The 17729-nt window shown below is 69.2% G+C and carries 13 protein-coding genes; 7 read left to right on the top strand and 6 right to left on the bottom strand.

The genetic code is table 11. The features are described 5' to 3' along the window. Positions 1-7 precede the first annotated feature (7 nt). From AC57B8_RS01075 to AC57B8_RS01065, 3 genes are all read right to left on the bottom strand, one after another. The gene (locus AC57B8_RS01075; protein WP_496478365.1) at positions 8-652 is read right to left on the bottom strand and encodes a putative DNA-mimic protein; all 645 of its coding nucleotides are present in this window, start codon (positions 650-652) and stop codon (positions 8-10) included. A 128-nt stretch (positions 653-780) separates the two neighbouring features. Beyond that, positions 781-1620, bottom strand: coding sequence for a polysaccharide deacetylase family protein (locus AC57B8_RS01070; RefSeq protein WP_495273498.1), 840 nt, complete (start codon positions 1618-1620; stop codon positions 781-783). Positions 1621-1711: 91 nt separating this feature from the next. After that, entirely contained in the window at positions 1712-7702 is a 5991-nt protein-coding gene (locus tag AC57B8_RS01065; protein ID WP_496478406.1) for an alpha-2-macroglobulin family protein, read from the bottom strand. Positions 7703-7885: 183 nt separating this feature from the next. Here AC57B8_RS01065 and opgC point away from each other — a divergent pair, with 183 nt between their 5' ends. Both opgC and AC57B8_RS01055 read left to right on the top strand, forming a co-directional pair. Next, a complete protein-coding gene (opgC, locus tag AC57B8_RS01060) occupies positions 7886-9028 on the top strand; it encodes an OpgC domain-containing protein (protein WP_062474337.1) in 1143 nt (380 codons plus the stop codon). A 48-nt stretch (positions 9029-9076) separates the two neighbouring features. Then, a complete protein-coding gene (locus AC57B8_RS01055; protein ID WP_496478364.1) occupies positions 9077-9889 on the top strand; it encodes a hypothetical protein in 813 nt (270 codons plus the stop codon). Here the strand turns inward: AC57B8_RS01055 and AC57B8_RS01050 are convergent, their stop codons facing one another. The 3 genes from AC57B8_RS01050 to AC57B8_RS01040 are packed head-to-tail and all read right to left on the bottom strand — an operon-like array spanning position 9890 to position 12057. Beyond that, positions 9890-10666, bottom strand: coding sequence for an SGNH/GDSL hydrolase family protein (locus tag AC57B8_RS01050; RefSeq protein WP_496478363.1), 777 nt, complete (start codon positions 10664-10666; stop codon positions 9890-9892). It lies immediately after the preceding gene. Positions 10667-10712: 46 nt separating this feature from the next. Beyond that, complete coding sequence (locus AC57B8_RS01045; RefSeq protein WP_496478362.1) at positions 10713-11465, bottom strand: anti-sigma factor; 753 nt, start codon at positions 11463-11465, stop codon at positions 10713-10715. Between the two features lie 16 nt (positions 11466-11481). Further along, on the bottom strand, positions 11482-12057 hold the full coding sequence (locus AC57B8_RS01040) for an RNA polymerase sigma factor (RefSeq protein ID WP_235944176.1): 576 nt from the start codon (positions 12055-12057) through the stop codon (positions 11482-11484). 190 nt (positions 12058-12247) lie between these two features. Between AC57B8_RS01040 and AC57B8_RS01035 the strand changes: the two genes are divergently transcribed. From AC57B8_RS01035 to AC57B8_RS01015, 5 genes are all read left to right on the top strand, one after another. After that, positions 12248-12808: a DUF3455 domain-containing protein gene (locus AC57B8_RS01035; protein WP_496478361.1), complete on the top strand. Its 561-nt coding sequence runs from the start codon at positions 12248-12250 to the stop codon at positions 12806-12808. A gap of 97 nt (positions 12809-12905) precedes the next feature. After that, positions 12906-13445, top strand: a complete 540-nt coding sequence (locus AC57B8_RS01030) for a hypothetical protein (RefSeq protein ID WP_070062213.1) — start codon at positions 12906-12908, stop codon at positions 13443-13445. Between the two features lie 25 nt (positions 13446-13470). Next, complete coding sequence (locus AC57B8_RS01025; RefSeq protein ID WP_495304947.1) at positions 13471-14772, top strand: hypothetical protein; 1302 nt, start codon at positions 13471-13473, stop codon at positions 14770-14772. A gap of 71 nt (positions 14773-14843) precedes the next feature. After that, the gene (locus AC57B8_RS01020; RefSeq protein WP_139702401.1) at positions 14844-17036 is read left to right on the top strand and encodes an ATP-binding protein; all 2193 of its coding nucleotides are present in this window, start codon (positions 14844-14846) and stop codon (positions 17034-17036) included. After that, positions 17033-17653, top strand: a complete 621-nt coding sequence (locus AC57B8_RS01015; RefSeq protein ID WP_056572153.1) for a response regulator transcription factor — start codon at positions 17033-17035, stop codon at positions 17651-17653. Before AC57B8_RS01020 ends, AC57B8_RS01015 begins: the two co-directional genes overlap by 4 nt. The last annotated feature ends 76 nt before the right edge of the window (positions 17654-17729 follow it).

Here is a 17729-nt window from a genome sequence, read left to right as displayed (position 1 = left end):
ATCGCCCTCAGGTGAAAACGATCGCCGTCTTGTGCGCGATGCTCAGCCGGGCCGATTCGTACAGCAGCAGCCACGATTCGATTTCCCGGTAGAGGCCTTCGTCCTCGCCCATGCTGTCGCCGAGTCGCGCGGCTTCCTCGTCCGACAGCTCGCCGTCCGAGAGCGTGATGCCGAACGCGGGGGCGACCAGCACCAGTTCTTCGAGCAACCGGTACGACGAGCCGAGCATGCCGCCGGGCAGGTCGGTCTCGTCTTCCTCGGCAAAGATCACCTCTTCGAAGTCGATCGGCAGGTAGAAACCTTCCGCGTCGGAGTGGCACAGCAGGTGGCTTTCGAACATGTTGGCCACGTCTTCGAGCGTCTCGTCTTCCGTCGGATCGGTGTCTTCCGGCAGGGGCGTGGCGATCCAGCCGGGCGTCGTCACGCGGTGCGCGTAGGCGCGGCGCAGGTAGTGGATGAACGAGTAGGGCAGGCCGTCGAGCGGCGCGCGGGATTCGAGCGGCGGCAGGGTGCGGGGCTCGACGTGCGCCGGCAGGCCGGCTTCGGCGAGCTTGCGGTTCGCGGCGGCGAAATCCGCCTCGAAGTGTTCGGCGCCTTCGGGATCGTTCTCGATCAGGTCGGCGAGGATGCCGACGCAAATGGCCAGGCCCATGGGGTTCTCCAGGTTGTGGGTTCGCGCGATGGTGATGAACGCAGATGAAGGCGGGATGACCGGCGGGTTTCAGTGCCCGCCGGTGATCTGTTTCACTTGGCCTTCGCCCTGATGGGGCGTCGGAATGCTTACTGGAGTACGCAGGACCAGTCTACGGCTGGCGTGTTGGCTGCGACGTAGTTCTTCACCGTGACGACGGGTGCCACATAAAGATCGGCTTGGCGCGAAACCAGGTAGTCGGCGATCTGCGTGTAGGCCGACTGGCTGATCGAGTAGCCGTCACCGGTGTCGCCCAGCGAATGGAAGACGAGGACTGTCCAGGTGCCCTTGGCAATGCCGTTGTCGATCGCCTGCTTGGCGGTGCTGACTGCGATCGCGTCGCTTCCTGCGATCGAAAGTCCGCTGATGTTGAAGCGGCGCCGAACCACCGCGCTCGGCTGGTTTTCTCCGGAACCCAACCCGCGCGCGCCTGTAACCGACGAGGCCAGCAGGCCTGCATATTCGCAGGCACCGACCTGTGTGCTTTGACCGCTCGCCTGTGACCCGACCACATAGTTGCCTTGCGGGTACGCGTAGGTGTGATCGGCGGGCGTCATGCCGTAGATGTTGCTCAAGAGCCACCATTCCATGTTGCCGACTTCACCAGCGACTTCCTGCCACGTCTTCGTTGCCAGGATCTGGTCGCTCCAGTGGGTATACGAGTGGTTTCCCACCTCGTGCCCGCGCTGGTAGACCTGTGCCCATTGCCCCGCATTGGCCGGGACCGAGGACAAGCCCATCGCGGTCAGATAGAAGGTCCCCTTGAGTCCTCTGGCATCCAGGATGGCGGCCTGCGTGAGTTGACTGGGCCATCCATCATCGGCCGTGATGCTGACGGCGCTCTTCTTGTTCGCCGGCCATTGAAACGCCATCGCAGTGCCGGAGAAAAGAACAGCCAGCGCGAGTAGCGATTTGACGGGGACTTTCATTCTCAGAACCTTTCAACAGAGGATTGATTCCTCAGGGACACGAACTGGCGGACGACCTGAGGACCCCTCTGGATTTCTTGCTTCTTGAGCCTCACTTCGCCGCCTCCACCTTCACCCGCGCATTCGGCGTCTCGCCGAACATCTCGGGCGCGTACATCGCTTCCACGCGGCTGGGTGGCAGCGCGAAGTCGCCGACGTTGTTCAGGCGCACGGTGTATTCCATCTTCACGACGCCCTTGGGCAGGTACTCGTAGTAGCTGCGGAAGGCCTCGAAGCTGCGCTCCTCGAAGGCCGGCCAGCCGCTGCCCGACTTCTTCTCGCCCTGCGTGGCGATCTGCGAGTCGCGGCCCAGGCCGCTGCCCAGGATGGTGGCGCCGCCCGGGACCGGGTCGGTGATCACGACCCAGGTCATGTCGGTGCTGGCGTTGACCTCGATGCTCACGCGCAGCACGTCGCCGCGCGTGTACTTGCCGGCCACGGCCTGCTCGACCGGCGTGACGGTCTTCTTCAGCGCATAGCCCGCCGCGAACGGCGCCTTCAGCTGCACGGCGGCCAGCGACTGCAGCGTGAGCCACGGCTTGCCGGTGCCCTGCTGCGTGACCAGCAGCGTGTCGCGCACGGGCGCACCCGTGGGCGATGCGGACCAGGGCAGGAACATCGTGTTGTTGCGCAGGTTGCCCGGCGAGGCGGGGGCGCCGAACATGGTGGTCTGGTTCGGGGCACCGGTCGCGTCGCTGGCCTTCACGCGCTCCACCTTGCTCCAGTCGACTTGCGCCTTCACCGCGCCCAGCGTGGCGGCGGTGACGCCGGCCACCGGCGTGCTCTCGAACACCTTGCTGAACTTCTCCAGCGCCAGCCCGCCCCACAGGTTGGCTGTGGTGGTGTGCCAGGCGCCGTTCTGCTGGCGGCTGATGAAGCCGTTGGCGAGCTTGCCGATGTCGTCCTTCCAGGCCGGGTCGTCCATCACCGTGAGCAGCAGGCGCGCGGTGTTGACGTCGCCGTTGGTCATGAGCCACCACCAGTAGTCGTCCTGCTCGGTGCTGAAGATGAGCTTGGTGCCCTGGTAGGACAGGCGCGCCTTCAGCACGTTGTTGGCCTCGTCCAGGCGCTGCTGGCGCTGCGGCACGTCGTTCACGCGCTTCAGGATGTTGACCCAGTCGATCACCGCGCTGGTGGGCCACTGGTTCGGCGCAATGGTGATGCTGCCGAGCATGCTGCCCTTGGCCTTGCCGTAGCGCGACAAGGCTTCGAGCGCGGCGAGCTTGCGCACGTCCAGGTCCTTGCGCGGGCTCCAGAACTCGCGCGTGACGCGGCCTTCGACGAACGCGATCAGGCCCGACTCCATCGGTGCGCGCGCGTCGTCGGCGAGCGCGAAGGCCGGATTGAGCTGCGCCGCTTCGTGCGTGGCCGCGAGCAGGTACGACGTGAGGATGTCGCTGCCGCGGTTGGCTTCGCCGTCGCGCGGCGGGAAGTAGCTGGCGAGGCCGTCGCTGTCCAGGTAGGTCGGCAGCGTGGCCAGCACGCCCTGCCACATCTTCGCGTCGCGCAGGCCGACCGCCTTGCTGGTCTTCTGCTCGAGGCAGCTGAAGGGGTAGTTGGCGAACCAGTCGCGCACGCCCGGCAGGCCTTCGGCCAGCTTGGGTTGCAGCGACATCTTCAGGCCGCCGCGGCCGGGCAGGGCGTCGGCGGGCGGTGCCACGTCGAGCGTGAACGGCCCGTCGACCTGCACCAGCGTGGCCTGCTGCACCGTGAGCGGCACGGCGGGCACGATGCGCTGGCGCACCTTGAGCGCGTCGCGCGCGCCACCGACGGTGTCTTTCGCCTCGATCTCCCACAGGATGGCTTCGGCGCGCGTCTGCGCGAGCTGCGCGGGCGCGGTCACGTTCCAGGCCACCTCGCGCGATTCGCCGGCCGGAATGTCGACGGTCTGCGTTTCGAGCGTGAGCAGCGTGGCGCGCGGCGTGGCTTCCACCTTCATCGGTTTCTGCGTGGTGTTGCGCAAGGTGATCTGCGCGCGGAACTGGTCGTCCTCGCGCACCAGCGGCGGCAGGCCGCTGATGATCTGCAAATCTTGCGTGGCCTGGATGCTGGCCTGGCCGGTGCCGAACAGGCTGGTGCCCGCATCGGCCACGGCCACGATCTTGAAGGTGGTGAGCGCGTCGTTGAGCGGCACCGTCACCACGGCCTGGCCGTTGGCGTCGAGCACGATCTTCGGGTTCCACACGAGCAGGGTGTCGAGCAGTTCGCGCGTCTGGCCCTTGCCGCCGCCGCCGCCCGCGGGCACGGCCTTGCGCCCGTAGTGGCGTCGGCCGACGATTTCCATCTGCGCGGTGGAGGTGCTCACGCCCCAACTGCGCCGCTGCAGCATCGCGTTGAGCAGGTTCCAGCTGTCGTTGGGCATGAGCTCCAGCAGGGCCTGGTCGACCGCGGCCAGCGCCACTTCGGCGCCGGCGGCCGGCTTGCCGTCGGGCAGCTTGGCGGTGATGGTGACCTGCGCCTTGCTGCGGATCGGGTAGCTGGGCTTGTCGCTGGTCACGGTCACGTCGAGCTGGTGCGCGCGCGTGCCGACGCGGATCTCGGCCATGCCCAGGCGGTAGGCGGGCTTGCTCAGGTCGACCATGGCGGTGGGCGCGACGTATTCCTTGCCCTCGTACCAGAAGGCGGTCCACCACTCGCGCGGCGCCTTGAAGCCCCAGGTGAAGAAGCTGTACCACGGCACTTCGCGCAGGCGCCCGCGCAGCGCGAGCACGCTCACGTAGGCGTTCGGGCCCCACTCGGGCTTGACCTGCAGGCTGACCGTCGGGTCCTTGCCGTCGAGCTGCACCACGTGCGTCTCGATGATGCCTTCACGTTCCACCGCCACCAGCGCGGTGGCAAAGCGGAACGGGCTGCGCACCTGGAACTTGGCGACCTCGCCGGGCTGGTAGCTCTTCTTTTCGGGCAGCACGTCGATGCGGTCGTTGTCCTCGCCGCCGAACCACAGTTCGCCCTGCTTGGTCACGTAGACCGAGCTCACGGCGCTGGCGCTGCGGCCGTCGCTGTCGGTGGCGCTGGCCACCAGCTCGACCTCGCCGGCTTCCTTCAGCTCCGACTCGCACAGCAGCAGGCCGCGCGAGTCGCTCTTGCCGGAGCAGACGGTGCCGATGTCCTTGGTCTCGGTCTTGTTGTCGTAGGTGTAGAAGCCGCCCACCATGCGCTTGCGGCTGGTGGTGGTGATGCGGGCCACGGCGCGCACGTTGAGCGTCACGCCGGCCTGGGGCTTGCCCGTGAGGTCGAGCGCGAGCGCCTGGAACTTGAGCTTCTGGCTGGTCGAGACCCAGCCCTCGGTCTTGATGCCGGCGATGACCGACGCGGGCCACAGCGTCTGCGTGCTGCGAATGGTCTGCACCTCGCCGTTCGGGTCGGCGTAGGTGGCTTCGAGCAGCAGCTCGCGCGCGGCCTTCACCTTGGGAACCTTGTCGATCGTGACCTTGCCGGCGCCGTCCTTGTTCAGCGTGAGCGGCAGCTTGTCGGCGATCACGCGGGTGTCGTTCACGCTGTTGAGGTCTTCCTCGCCGGCGCTGGTGTCGGCGGCGGTGGCGGCTTCGCTGCCGTCGCCGGCGGCGCGCGGCGGGTTGAAGCTGAAGGCGTCGTAGTCGGAAAAGCTCAGGCCCTTGCCGCGCACCATGGCCGACACGCGCACCGGCAGGTTGGCGGCGCCGCCGCCGGCCACGTAATTGATCTGCACGTCGGTGGGCACGCTCGTGGCGGCCACCAGCGGCTTCTTCTCGGTGGGCGCGATGCGGCCTTCGAGCACGGGCAGGCGGAATTCCTCGACGCGGAAGATGCCGGTCGAGTAGGTGCGGTTGTTGCCCTCGTCGCTGGTGCCGTCGCCGCTGCGCAGCTCGACCTGGTACACGCCGAGCTTGGCAGCCGGCGGAATGGCAAAGCTGTTCTCGGCGCTCAGGCCGCCGGTGGCGGTCTTGCGCCAGGCCAGCGGCTGGGTGAAGCGCTGGCCGCTGCCCATGTGGGTGACGACCAGCGTGTCGGGCCGGTCTGCCGGCAGGCCGAAGCCCTTGCTGGTCTGGGTGCGCAGCAGGCTTTTCATCGACACCGTCTCGCCGGCGCGCAGCAGCGTGCGGTCGAAGATGGTGTGGGCGATGCCGTCGGGGCGCACGTCCAGGCTGGTGGGCACGTTGAAGCGCCAGGGCTCGATGCCGCGCTGCCAGTCGCTCCAGGTGAAGGCCAGGTCTTCCACGCCCTTGTCGTCCTTGGCGCGTGCGCTCACGAACCAGGCGCTGGTCTCGTACTCGTTCGGGCCGTTGCAGCTCGGTGCATCGGGCGACACGCCGTTGAGCATCACGATGCCGCTGGCGTCGGTGGTGCCGGTGGCCACGGCCTTGCCGTCGCAGCTGGACACGCGCACCTCGGCGCCCGCCACCACCTTGCCCTTGTCGAGCGTGGTGACCCAGGCCATCGAGTTCTCGCGGCCCAGCTTGAAGTGCACCGCCAGGTTGGTGGCCAGCGCGGTGGTGCGCACGTACATCGTGCGCCCGGCGTTGTAGCGCTCGTCGAGCAGGGCTTCGCCGAGTTTCTGCGAGGCGATCTCCAGCACGTGGAAGCCCGGCGTGAGCGGGATGCCGACGACCTCGAAGGGGCGCGGGTCGCCGCTCTCGGCCTTGGGCATGTCCAGGGCCTTCACGCCCGGCTGGCCGCCGAGCAGCGACACCATGCGCGTCTGCACGTGCGAGCGTTCGTTCTTGTCGATCACCGGGGGCAGGGCGCCCTTCACGTCGCGGCGCGCGGTGTCGCGGCTGACCGTGTAGCTGTCGTAGCGGCGCACCTTGCGGTACCACGCGATGATCTCGGCGTCGGTCTTGGGGTTGAGGTCGCTCACCTTGCCGGGCGTGAGCGCCTGCACCATGAGCTGCGGCTCCACGCGGCGCACTGTGACCGGCATCATGGCCGGCGTGCCGGGCTCGGCCAGCCGTTCGATCACGCCGAAGGGCGAGGCCGCGAACTTGGCCAGCGGCGGCATCGCGCCGGTCGCCACCTTCAGCGGAAAGCTGCCGGGCGTGCCCAGCGGGCGGCCCGAGGCGTCCTGGAAGCCGGAAGGCAGCTCGATGCTGAACTGCGTGCTCTCGGCCAGCGGCGGGCCGAAGCTCGCGCTGTTGACCACGTCGTCGTCGTTCTGCGAGCCGCCGCCGCTTTCGAGCGTGGCCTTGAGCGTCTTGCCGTCGCCCTTGAGCACGATCTGCGACGCCACCTTGCGCGTCACCGGCGCATTGAACTGCAGCTGCATCGGGCGCAGCGGCAGGCAGGCGGCCTGCGCGTTCTCGCGCTCGCAGGTGAAGGACACGGCGAAGGGCTCGCGCACCTGGTAGTCGAAACGGCGTTCCACGTTGTTGGCGACGCCCGACGGCGTGGCCACGCCCTTGCCGTAGACGACCTGCACCTTGGCGCCGGGCGTGAGCGTGCGGTTGCACTGCATCGTGATGAAGCGCAGCGGGTCTTTCGCGGCTTCCTTCTCACGATGGAAGGCCTTGAGCAGCTCGGTGCGCGCCTCGCCCTCGAGCAGCTTGGCCGGAATGCGTTCGCCGACGCCGTCGGCCGCGCACCAGACGTTCTGGCGCACGCTGTCGATGGTGGCCGCGCCGTTGAGCTCGAGCACGAACATCTGCTGTTCGTCGATGCGGGCGTAGGTGCCCGGCATGTAGTTGCGCACGAACGGGCCGCCGCTATTGAATTGATAGCGTTCGGGGCCGGTCAGCTCGCCGCCGCCGGCGGGCTTGAAGGTGGGAATGCGGGTGACCGAGCAGCGCACGCCGGGCGGCAGGTCGTTCTCGAAGTCGTAGACCCAGGCCTTGGCGTCGGTCCAGCGGCCGGTGCCCTTGCCGGCCTGCGCGTCCGAGCAGCTCACGGTGAGCGGCGCGGGCGCCTTGGGGTCGCCGAAGTTGACCGCCGCCTGATCGAATTTGGCGACGACCTGGCGCACGCGCGCCACTTCGCCCTGCGGGGTCAGGCTGGTGATCTGAAGTGCAAAGCCCGGGCCCGCCGCGAGCGCGCCGGCGGCCAGTAGCAATGTCGGAATGAAACGGTTCACGGAGTTCTCCACCTTGAGGCAGCGCGCAGCGTAGCCGATTTGCATGGCGCTCCGGGAGTGCCAAGCGTCATAGGCCGTCCGTGTTTGGCGCGCGTGTTCGGTCGACGTACGCCGGTCTTCTTACAATCGCTGACGTCGTGCGTGCGCTGCGCAGACCGCCACCAAGACCTCGCCGCCGACCGAATGAAACGCTACTGGGAAATAGACGCCTTGCGCGGGCTGATGCTCGTGCTGATGACCGTCACCCACTTGCCCACGCGGCTGACCGATCCGCTGGGTCAGCCTTTCGGCTTCGTGTCGGCCGCCGAGGGCTTCGTGCTGCTGTCGGCCTTCGTGGCGGGGCTGGTCTACAGCCGCATCGGCCACGTGCGCGGGGTCGACTCGATGCGCCAGGCCTTCTGGCGGCGCGTGCTCAAGGTCTACCTGTGCCAGGCGGCGATCCTGCTCTTCTTGTTCACGGTGATTGCGGCGCTCGGCGTGCACATCGACCAGCCGGCGGTCAAGAACCTCGTGTCGTACTACCTGGCCGAGCCGCGCGACGGCTTCCTGTTCGGGCTGCTGCTGATCTACGAGCCGCCGCTGCTGGACATCCTGCCGATGTACATCTTCTTCATGCTCATGAGCCCCTGGGTGCTGGCCTTCGCCATGCGCCACGGCTGGACGCTCGTGATGGTGGCCAGCGCCACGGTCTGGGCGATGGCGCAGTTCGGGCTCAGCGAATGGGTCTACGGGCTGGCGGTGCGCTACCTCGGCGTGCCGGTGCCATTCCACGAGATGGGCGCCTTCAACACCTACGCCTGGCAGTTCCTGTGGTTCGCGGGCCTGTGCCTGGGCGCCAGCCGCAATGCGCCCGAGGCCCGGCCGCTGCGCTTTCCGGCCTGGCTGCTCGTGCTGGCGGCGGGCATCGCGCTGTACGGTTTCTACTGGCGCCACACCGGCATCAACGGCCAGGCGCCGTTCGGCGGCGATGTGGAAATGAACCTGCTGTTCGACAAGTGGCAGCTCGGCCCGCTGCGGATCGTGAACCTGGTGGCGCTGGGCATCCTGGCGGTGCGCTTCGGGCCCTGGCTCATGCGCAAGATTCCGCGCCTGCACTGGCTCGAGGCCATGGGCTCGGCCTCGCTGCCGGTGTTCTGCGCGCACCTCGTGGCGGTGCTGCTGGTGCTGGCCTTCTACGGCGACAACCAGATGGCGCGGCCCTGGTGGGGCGACGGCCTGCTGCTGGCGGCGGTGTTCGCGGGGATGTACTTCGTGGCGCGCTTCACGCGCGGCGCCGACGTGCCGCCGCCGGCGGATGACGTGCCTTCGGAGCCTGCGCCGGCGTAGGTGTCTGCAGGGAGCGCCGCTCGTTTTTTTGAGAAGAGGGGGAGGGCGATGATCGATTCCGTTGTCTGGCAACGTGCACTGGCGGCCTGCGTGCTGGCGTGGGGTGCGGCGGCGCATTCGGCCTTGCCGCAAGCGGCGCAACAGGACGTGCAACGGCGGCTGGATTGCTACGGCGCCGCCAACCCATCGGCCTGCGAAATCACGCTGGCAGACAGCGGCACTCCGTTCGGCCGCGTGCATCGCGGCTCAGCGCTTCTGCTGGGCGTGGAGGTCGATGCCGCGACCCGTGCGCGCGCGATGGAAGACCTCCGCTCGGCGGCGGAGGAAGGCTATACGCCGGCCTATGAATCTCTCGCGGTCTTTCTCAGGCGCGGTGCCGGTCGAAGCGAGAGCCTGCAATGGCGCTGGCTGGCCGCTGAGCACGGCCACGCCGCTGCGGCGAAACATCTGGGCGGAAGCATCGACTTCGACGGGACAGACCGCCAATCGGCGGCCGACCGGATGTTCCTGTCGTGGGTCCACTGCCACCCGGCCTCCTTCGACAGCGACGGTCCCGTGATGAGCGAATTGAACACGGCGCGCAAGGCCTCGCCGGGCGCCGACCTGGCGCAGGTGATCGCCCAGGTCCACGCGAAGCGGCTCAACGAAGCCAAGGCCAGGGCCGAGAACTTCCTGCACGGCTGCGTGCCGGGCGCCTACTACCTGTCCAGCCTCTCGCCCGACGACCAGGCCTGGGTGCGCAAGACCGTGCGCGCGCGCATGGCGCAGACGCTGAAGAACATCAAGGAGGCGGTGCGCAAGTTCCCCGACCTGGAGCTGCTCACGCTCCCCGAATACCAGGACCTGCTGCCGCCGCCCTGATCAGGGCGCGTTGGAGGGCGAGGCCGGCACCGAAGGCGGCTGTGGCAGGTGCGGCGCCACCACCGACTGCCACAGCCGGTAGCCCTCGTCCGTCAGGTGCAGCCGGTCGCCGCGGAACAGTTCGGGGCGCGGGCGGCCGTCCGCGCCGAGCATCGGCGTGTGGATGTCGATGTACTCGCTGTTGGGCAGCAGGTTCAGGTAGGCCGAGATCACGTGGTTGGTCTCGCGGATCTGCGGCATCAGCTGTTCGCGCGACGGGCTGGGCTTGACCGAGATGAAGCTGATGCGCGCGTCGGGCAGCTCGGCGCGCACCGCGTTGGCAAAGCGCGCGAAGCTGTCGAGCACCTGCAGCGGCGTGCGGCCCTCGGCCAGGTCGTTGTCGCCCGCATAGAGCACCACCTGCCGGGGCTTGTAGCGCACCACGAGGTCGCGCGCGAACAGGGCGCAGTCGGCCAGCGTCGAGCCGCCGAAGCCGCGGTTGACGATGCCGCCCGGCACGCGGGAAAAGTCCTGCGACAGGCGGGTCCACATGCGCACCGTGGAGCTGCCCACGAACACCACGCCGCCAGGGGCCGGAAAGCGCTCCTGGTCGGCGCGCGCGAAGGCGGCCAGTTCGTTGTGCCAGCGGGCCTTGGCGGCGAGGTAGGCGGAGGCGGTGTCGGCGGCCGCGGCGCCGTCGGCTTCGTAGGGGAAGGCGGCGGCCGCGGTCTGGGCCTGGGCGGTGAAGGCGGCGGTTGCCAGCAGCAGGGCGGCGGTGGCCGCCAGCGCGGATTTCATCGAAGGCATCGGAAAGAGAACGGAAGCGGAGAAATTCAGGACAGGGTCAGAGCGTTTTTTCGATCAGCGGGCCATGGAACAGCACCGGCCCGGTCGGGCCGCCCGCGCTCGGCACGCCGCCCTTGGGCTCCAGGCTGATCGCCAGCGCCGGCACGCGCACATCGGATTCCGAGGCGGCCAGCCGCAGCGCCGGTGCATTGTCCAGCACGCCGAGCGAGCGCGGCGCGCCGCCGGGCGGCAAGGCCCACAGCTGCAGCGACTTGTCGGTGCCTTCGCGGAAGTTGCCCACGCGTTGCAGCACCAGCTGCTTCTTCTTCGGGTCGAAGGTCACGAGCATGGAGGCGGCGGCCTTGTCGTCGGACAGCACGGCCACGTACTGCACGGCGGGCGCGTTGATCAGCTGCTCGCGCAGGTTCAGGCCGACGCCCACGGCCAGCACGGCCACGAGCGCACCGGCCGCGGCGGCGCCGCGCCACAGCGCGAGGCTGCGCAGCCAGCCGCCCGTCGATGCAGACGCAATGGGCGTGGCGTTGTCGCGCTGCCGCGCGAGGGCCTGTTGCGCCTGCTCGGCGTCGATCAGGTTGCGGATGCGGGTCCAGACGGCCGGGTCGGGCGCGACGGGCTGCTGCAGCTCGGTCATGCCGGCCAGCCGGCCCTGCCAGACCAGCGCGGCGGCGCGCACGGGCGCCTGTTCGCGCGCCAGGGTTTCGAAGCGGCGGCGGGCGCCGCCGCGCAGCGTGCCCAGCGCATGGCTGGCGGCCAGCAGTTCGAGCAGTTCGGGGTGGGCAAGAAGGTTCATGGGGCGGGTCTCGTGATCAGGCGAAGCGGCCCATGCAGGTGCGCAGCTTTTCGAGCCCGCGCCGGATCCAGGTCTTCACGGTACCCAGCGGCAGCTTGAGCTGTTCGGCCAGTTCGCCGTGGCTCATCTCGCGCAGGTAGGCCAGGCTGACCACCTCGCGCTGGCGGCCCTCGAGCTGGCTCAGGCACTGGTGCAGCGCCCAGGCCTGCTCGCTCGCATCGGCCATGTCGGCCGGGTTGGGCGTGTCGGATTCGAAGGTGTCTGCCATCAGCTCGTCGAACTCCTGCGTGAGCTGGGCGCGGTCGGCGGTGCGGCGGCGCAGCAGGTCGAGCGAGCGGCTGCGCACGATGAGCCCCAGCCAGGCCAGCGGCGGGCTCAGCGAGGCACGGTAGTCGCCGGCCACGCGCCAGATGGTGAGGAAGGACTCCTGCAGCACGTCTTCGGCCCACTCGCGCTGGCGCACCACCCGCATCGCCAGCCCCATGAGGCGGGGCGCGGTGCGGTCGTACAGCTGTCGCAGGGCGGCTTCGTCGCGATGGCCGATCCGGTCGATCAGCGCCATCAGTTCGGCGTCGGGGCTGGGTGCTGTCATTCGCGGATTGTGGGGCATGGGTGCGCATGTCCGAGGTACGGCCCGGCGGGGGCGGCGGATTCAGCGCGGCCCGCCTGAATCCATTGGCCATCGGGCTGCGTACACGGGACAGGGGGCGTCGAGATGCAGAACTCCAGACGGCGGCTCTTTCTCTTTCACCACCGATCAAACAGACACCGAGGAAACGACCATGCACATCCGCACCCTGACCGTCCTGGCTTCCACCACCGCAGCGGCGCTTGGCCTGGCCGCCTGTTCCGGCATGGGCGCCAAGCCCCTGCCGATGTTCTCGCAGGCCAGCCTGCCCGACGCCGTGAAGGCGCCCGCCGGCCACCGCGTGGCCATGGAAACCGTGGGCGCCGGCGACATCACCTACGAATGCCGCGCCAAGGCCAACACGCCGGGCGAGCACGAGTGGGTCTTCGTCGGCCCCGACGCCAAGCTGATGGACCGCGCCGGCAAGCAGGTCGGCAAATACTACGGCCCGCCCGCCACCTGGGAGAACGCGGACGGCTCGAAGGTCACGGCCACGCAGGTGGCGGTGGCGCCGAACGGCACCGGCAACATTCCCCACCAATTGGTGAAGGCCAACCCCGCCACCGGCATGGGCGCCATGCAGGGTGTGAGCTACATCCAGCGCGTCGCCACGCAGGGCGGCGTGGCGCCCGCCGCCGCCTGCGGCGCCACGAACCTGGGCCAGAAACAGGTCGTGAAGTACCAGGCCGACTACATCTTCTATCGCGCCAGCTGACGCGTTAAGAGCCCTCATCCCGCCGCCGTTTGGAAACATTCGGCAACGTATACTGCGCCGCAAAACGGAGCGGGACCGCGTGCGCGCGGGGGCGGGAATGAAGCAAATTGCGATCGTGATCGCGCTCTGCGTGGGCGCGTGGTTCTTCTTTGTCGGCGGCCGCAAGCTCGACGAGGCGATGGTGCGCGACTACTACCGGAAGGACGCCCACGCCGTGTACTCGCGCGACGCCGAGGCGATCTGCAAGCAACTCAGCCGCAAGGCGGTGATCGAGAGCAAGGTCACGGCCATGGGCCGCACCCTCGAGACCACCCAGAACCGCGACGAAGCCTGCGACACGGTGAAGGAAAACATCGAGCTGTTCCGCACCGTCGGCGACCGCATGGGTGGCATCCTCACCATCGAGTACGACTACCACATCGACAGCATCGAGGTGGCCACCGACCGCAAGAGCGCCACCGTCACGGGCACCAGCGTGCTGAAGATGGGCGAGTCGGTGCTGCAGTACAAGAGCAGTTTCACCCAGCGTCTGGAGCGCGAACTCGGCCAGATGCGCCTCGTGCATTCCAACGGCGTCACCGTGGTGCGCCTGGGCGGCGCGGGCGCGATGAGCCAGAGCGACTTCTTCCGCAAGTAGCCGCATCAGCACCCCAGGCCCCGCCATGATCGACCGCGACTCCCTGCCGCCGCCCCCGCCGTTCTGGCACCGCCTGAACAGCTTCTTCGCCTTTCCGCTCCAGCTGCGGCCGCTGGCCTACGGCCTGGTGCTGTCGTTCTGCAGCCTGCTGTTCGAGGCCGTGTTCTTCCTGCCCGATGCGCTGGCCTTCGTCGTCATCGAGGTCGGCATCATCCTGGCGGCCAGCCGCTACGGCTTCAAGGTCATTGCGCTGGGCGCGCGCGGCATCCGCGACTCGGCGGACTTCGGGCGCGAATCGAGCGACGAGTGGACCTACCTGCCGTGGAAGCTCTTCGCCATTTCGCTGGTGCAGACGATGCTCATCGGCTGGCTCGCGTGGTACGAGCCGGTGCTGGGCACGGTGGGGCTGTTCATCATGTCCTTCACCTTCCCGGCCGCGGTGATCGTGCTGGTGCAGTCGGGCAGCTTCTTCCAGGCCATGAACCCGGGCTACGTGATGGACGCGATGCGCACCATCGGCTGGCCTTATGCGCTGCTGTGCTTCTTTTTGTTCCTGTTGAGCACGGGCGCGCAGGTGGCGATCTCGATGGTGCTGCCGGTGTTCGACGGGCGCATCGTGCTGCCGATCGTCAACTTCGCGTTCATCTACTTCGGCTGGGTGATGGCCAGCCTCTTGGGCTACGTGATGTACCAGCACCACGACGCCTTCGGCATCGACCTCGTGCCCGGCGCGGGCGCGGACATCGGCGCCCCGGTCGACCGCCGCACGCCCGCGCAGATCGCCGCGCAGCGCACCGACGCCGAGGTGGCGCAGTGCATCACCGACGGCGACCTGCCTGCCGCGCTCGGCATTGCCTACGAGGCGCAGCGCACCGCCGACGCCGACGACCTGGCCGCGCAGCGCCGCTACCACCGCGTGCTGGCGCTCATGCCCGACAAGAAGGACACGCTGTTCGACCACGCGCGCCGCTTCATTCCGCTCTTGATGCGGCGCGACCTGGCATCGGACGCGCTGAAGGTCTTCAAGGCCTGCCGCGCCATCGACAAGACCTTCGTGATCGACGACCCGGCGATGGTCATCGCGATGGCGCGCGCCGAATGGCGCGGCGGCGACGCGCACGGCACGCTGGCGCTGCTGTCGGGCTTCGACAAGCGCTTCCGCGGCCACGCGGCGATCCCGCAGGCCTACGAACTCGCGGCCCGTGCGCTGGTGCAGGGGCTGGGCCGCGCGGACATGGCGCAGCCGATCCTCACGACGCTCGAGGCCCGCTACCCCGAGAGCGAACAGACGCAGGAAGTGCGCTGGCTGCTGCGGCCGGCGGCCTGAGAGGGAGCCGGCCCGCGGATCAGGGCAAAATTCCGCACGCCGCGCCGGCCGGACCTGCGGACCTGCCTCCCATGCCGCCCCTTTCGCCCGAACCGTCCCTTCCTGCTTCCTCTTCTTCTGCATCGCCGGCGCGTTCCCGCCGCCGCGCACTGGTGGCCTGGGCGGGCGCCGTCGCGCTGGCGCTGCTGCTGATCGCCGTGGCCGGCCAGTGGGCCGCGCGGCGCGAGGCGAACTTCCAGGCCGACTCGATCCGCCGCGCCATGGAGGTGCACGTGCTCGGCCTGCGCGACGCCGCCGGCAAGTACGGCTACCTGCCGTTCACCGCCGGCATGCACCCCGACGTGCTCGCCGTGCTGGCCCATCCGCAGGACCCCGCCGCGCGGCAGCGCGCCAATCACCACATCGAGGAAGTGAACCGCCTCGCGGGCTCCGACGCGCTGTACCTCACCGATCCGCAGGGCCTCACGCTGGCCGCGAGCAACTGGGCCACGCCGCAGAGCTTTGTCGGCGAGTCGTACGCCAACCGGCCGTACTTTCTCGACGCGCGGGCCGGGCGGCGCGGCCTGTTCTACGGCGTGGGCCAGACCACGGGCGAGCCGGGGCTGTTCATGTCGGCGCCGGTGCGCGCCGAGGGCGGTGGCGAGGTGCTGGGCGTGGTCACCGTCAAGGTCAGCCTGCGCCAGTTGCACGACGCCTGGGCCTTCGTGCGCGACCCGATCCTGCTGACCGACGCACGCGGCATCGTGTTCCTGAGTTCGGTGCCGGGCTGGATGTACCAGGCCACGCGGGCGCTGAGCCCCGCCGACCTGGCCGGCATCGAGCACGACCAGCAGTACGGCGCGCGCACCCGCTTCGCGCCGTTGCCCTGGCGCGTCGAGCACATCGAGGGCGCACCGGGCTACCTGGTGCGCACCACGGTCGGCGGCAAGGCGCGCCGTTTTCTCGCCGTGGACGAGCCGCTGCCCGACCTGGGCTGGACCCTGACGGTGATGGCCGACCACGCCGAAGTCACCCGCGCGCGCGAGCGCACCTGGATGCTCGGCCTGCTGGGCGCCGGCGTGCTGCTGCTGGGCGCGCTGTACTGGCGGCTGCGCGAGCGCCGCTTCGCCGAGCAGCGCGACGCGCGGCGCGACCTGGAGCTGCGCGTGCGCGAGCGTACCCACGAGCTGGACCAGGCCCATGCCTTCCGCAAGGCGATGGAAGACTCGCTGCTGGTCGGCATGCGCGCGCGCGACCTGCAGGGCCGCATCATCTACGTCAACCCGGCCTTCTGCGAGATGACCGGCTACGGCGCCGACGAGCTGCTGGGGCGGCTGCCGCCGTACCCCTACTGGCACCCCGACGACGTGACGCAGCACTGGTTCCACTACGAGGCCATGATGAGCGGGCAGCCCGCGCGCTCGGGCTTCGAGTCGCGCCTGCGGCACCGCGACGGGCACGAGGTCATCACCATGGTCTACACCGCGCGGCTCATCGACGCCGACGGCCGCCACAGCGGCTGGATGAGCTCGGTGGTCGACATCACCGAGCAGAAGCGCGCCGAGCTGCGCCAGCGCCAGAACGACGAGCAGCTGCAGCACGCGCAGCGCCTGGCCAGCCTGGGCGAGATGGCCTCCACGCTGGCGCACGAACTCAACCAGCCGCTGATGGCGCTGAGCAACTTCGCCAGCGCCGCCAAGGCCTTTGCCGCGCAGGGCAACCAGCCGCTGCTGGCCAGCAGCCTCGACGAGACCGTGGCGCAGGCCAAGCGCAGTGCCGAGATCGTGCGGCGCATCCGCGGCTTCGTGCGCCAGCGCACCGCCGGCACCGAAGACTGCGCCGTGGCCGCGCTGGTGACCAACGCGCTGGCGCTGCTGCAGGGCGAGATGCGCCAGCGGCAGGTGCGCGCCGAGGTGCGCATTCCGCCCGCGCTGCCGCCGGTGCGCGGCGACCGCGTGCTGCTCGAGCAGGTGCTGTTGAACCTGCTGTCCAACAGCCTGCAGGCGATGCAGCAGGGCACGCCGCCCGAGCGGCGCGTGGTCGAGGTCGAGGCCGAGCTGCGCGAAGGCCGCGTGCACATTCGCATCGCGGACCACGGCCCCGGCATCGACGCCGCGCTGGCCGAGCAGGTCTTCGCGCCGTTCTTCACCACCAAGGCCGGCGGGCTCGGGCTGGGCCTGAACATCTGCCGCACCATCGTGGAGGCCCACCGCGGCCGCTTGTCGTTCGCCGACCGGCCCGGCGGCGGCACGGTCTTCACCCTCGAACTGGAGGCTTCCCCGTGAACGCACCCCTGCTTGCCAACCACCTGTGCGTCGTCGACGACGACGAGGCCGTGCGCCGCTCTTTGGGCCTGCTGCTGCTGTCGCGCGGCCATGCGGTGCAGGCCTTCGCCTCGGGCGAGGCCTTCCTGGCGGGCGCCGACCTGCAGCGCCCGGGCTGCGCCATCCTCGACCTGCGCATGGAGGGCATGAGCGGGCTGCAGGTGTTCGACGCGCTGCGCGCGCAGGACAGCCCGCTGGTCGTGATCTTCCTGTCCGGGCACGGCGACATCCCGATGGCGGTCGAGGCGGTGCAGAACGGCGCCTTCGGCTGGCTGGAAAAGCCCTGCAACGACGAGCGCCTGCTCGACAGCATCGCCAAGGCATTGCAAAAGGCCGAGGAGATCGCCGTGCGCCGCCAGGCCCGGCAGGCCGCGCAGGCGCTGTGGGCCAAGCTCACGCCGCGCGAGATGCAGGTCGCCCGGCTCGTGGCCGAAGGCCTGCCCAACAAGCGCATCGCGCAGGAACTGGCGCCGCTGGAGCTGCGCACGGTGGAAACGCACCGGGCGCACATGTTCGCGAAGCTGGGCTTTTCGAGCAGCCTGGAACTGGACCGCTTCCTGCGCGAGCACGGGCTGTAGGTTTGTTCGGGGCGCGTGCCCAGGCCACCGGGCACGCTGTGGGTGCTCGCCGATCAACGACTGCACTGATGACGCT

The sequence above is a fragment of the Variovorax sp. BGA-UO-ETr-C22 genome (genome assembly GCF_059567965.1).
This window is presented reverse-complemented; position numbering and strand designations above follow the sequence as displayed.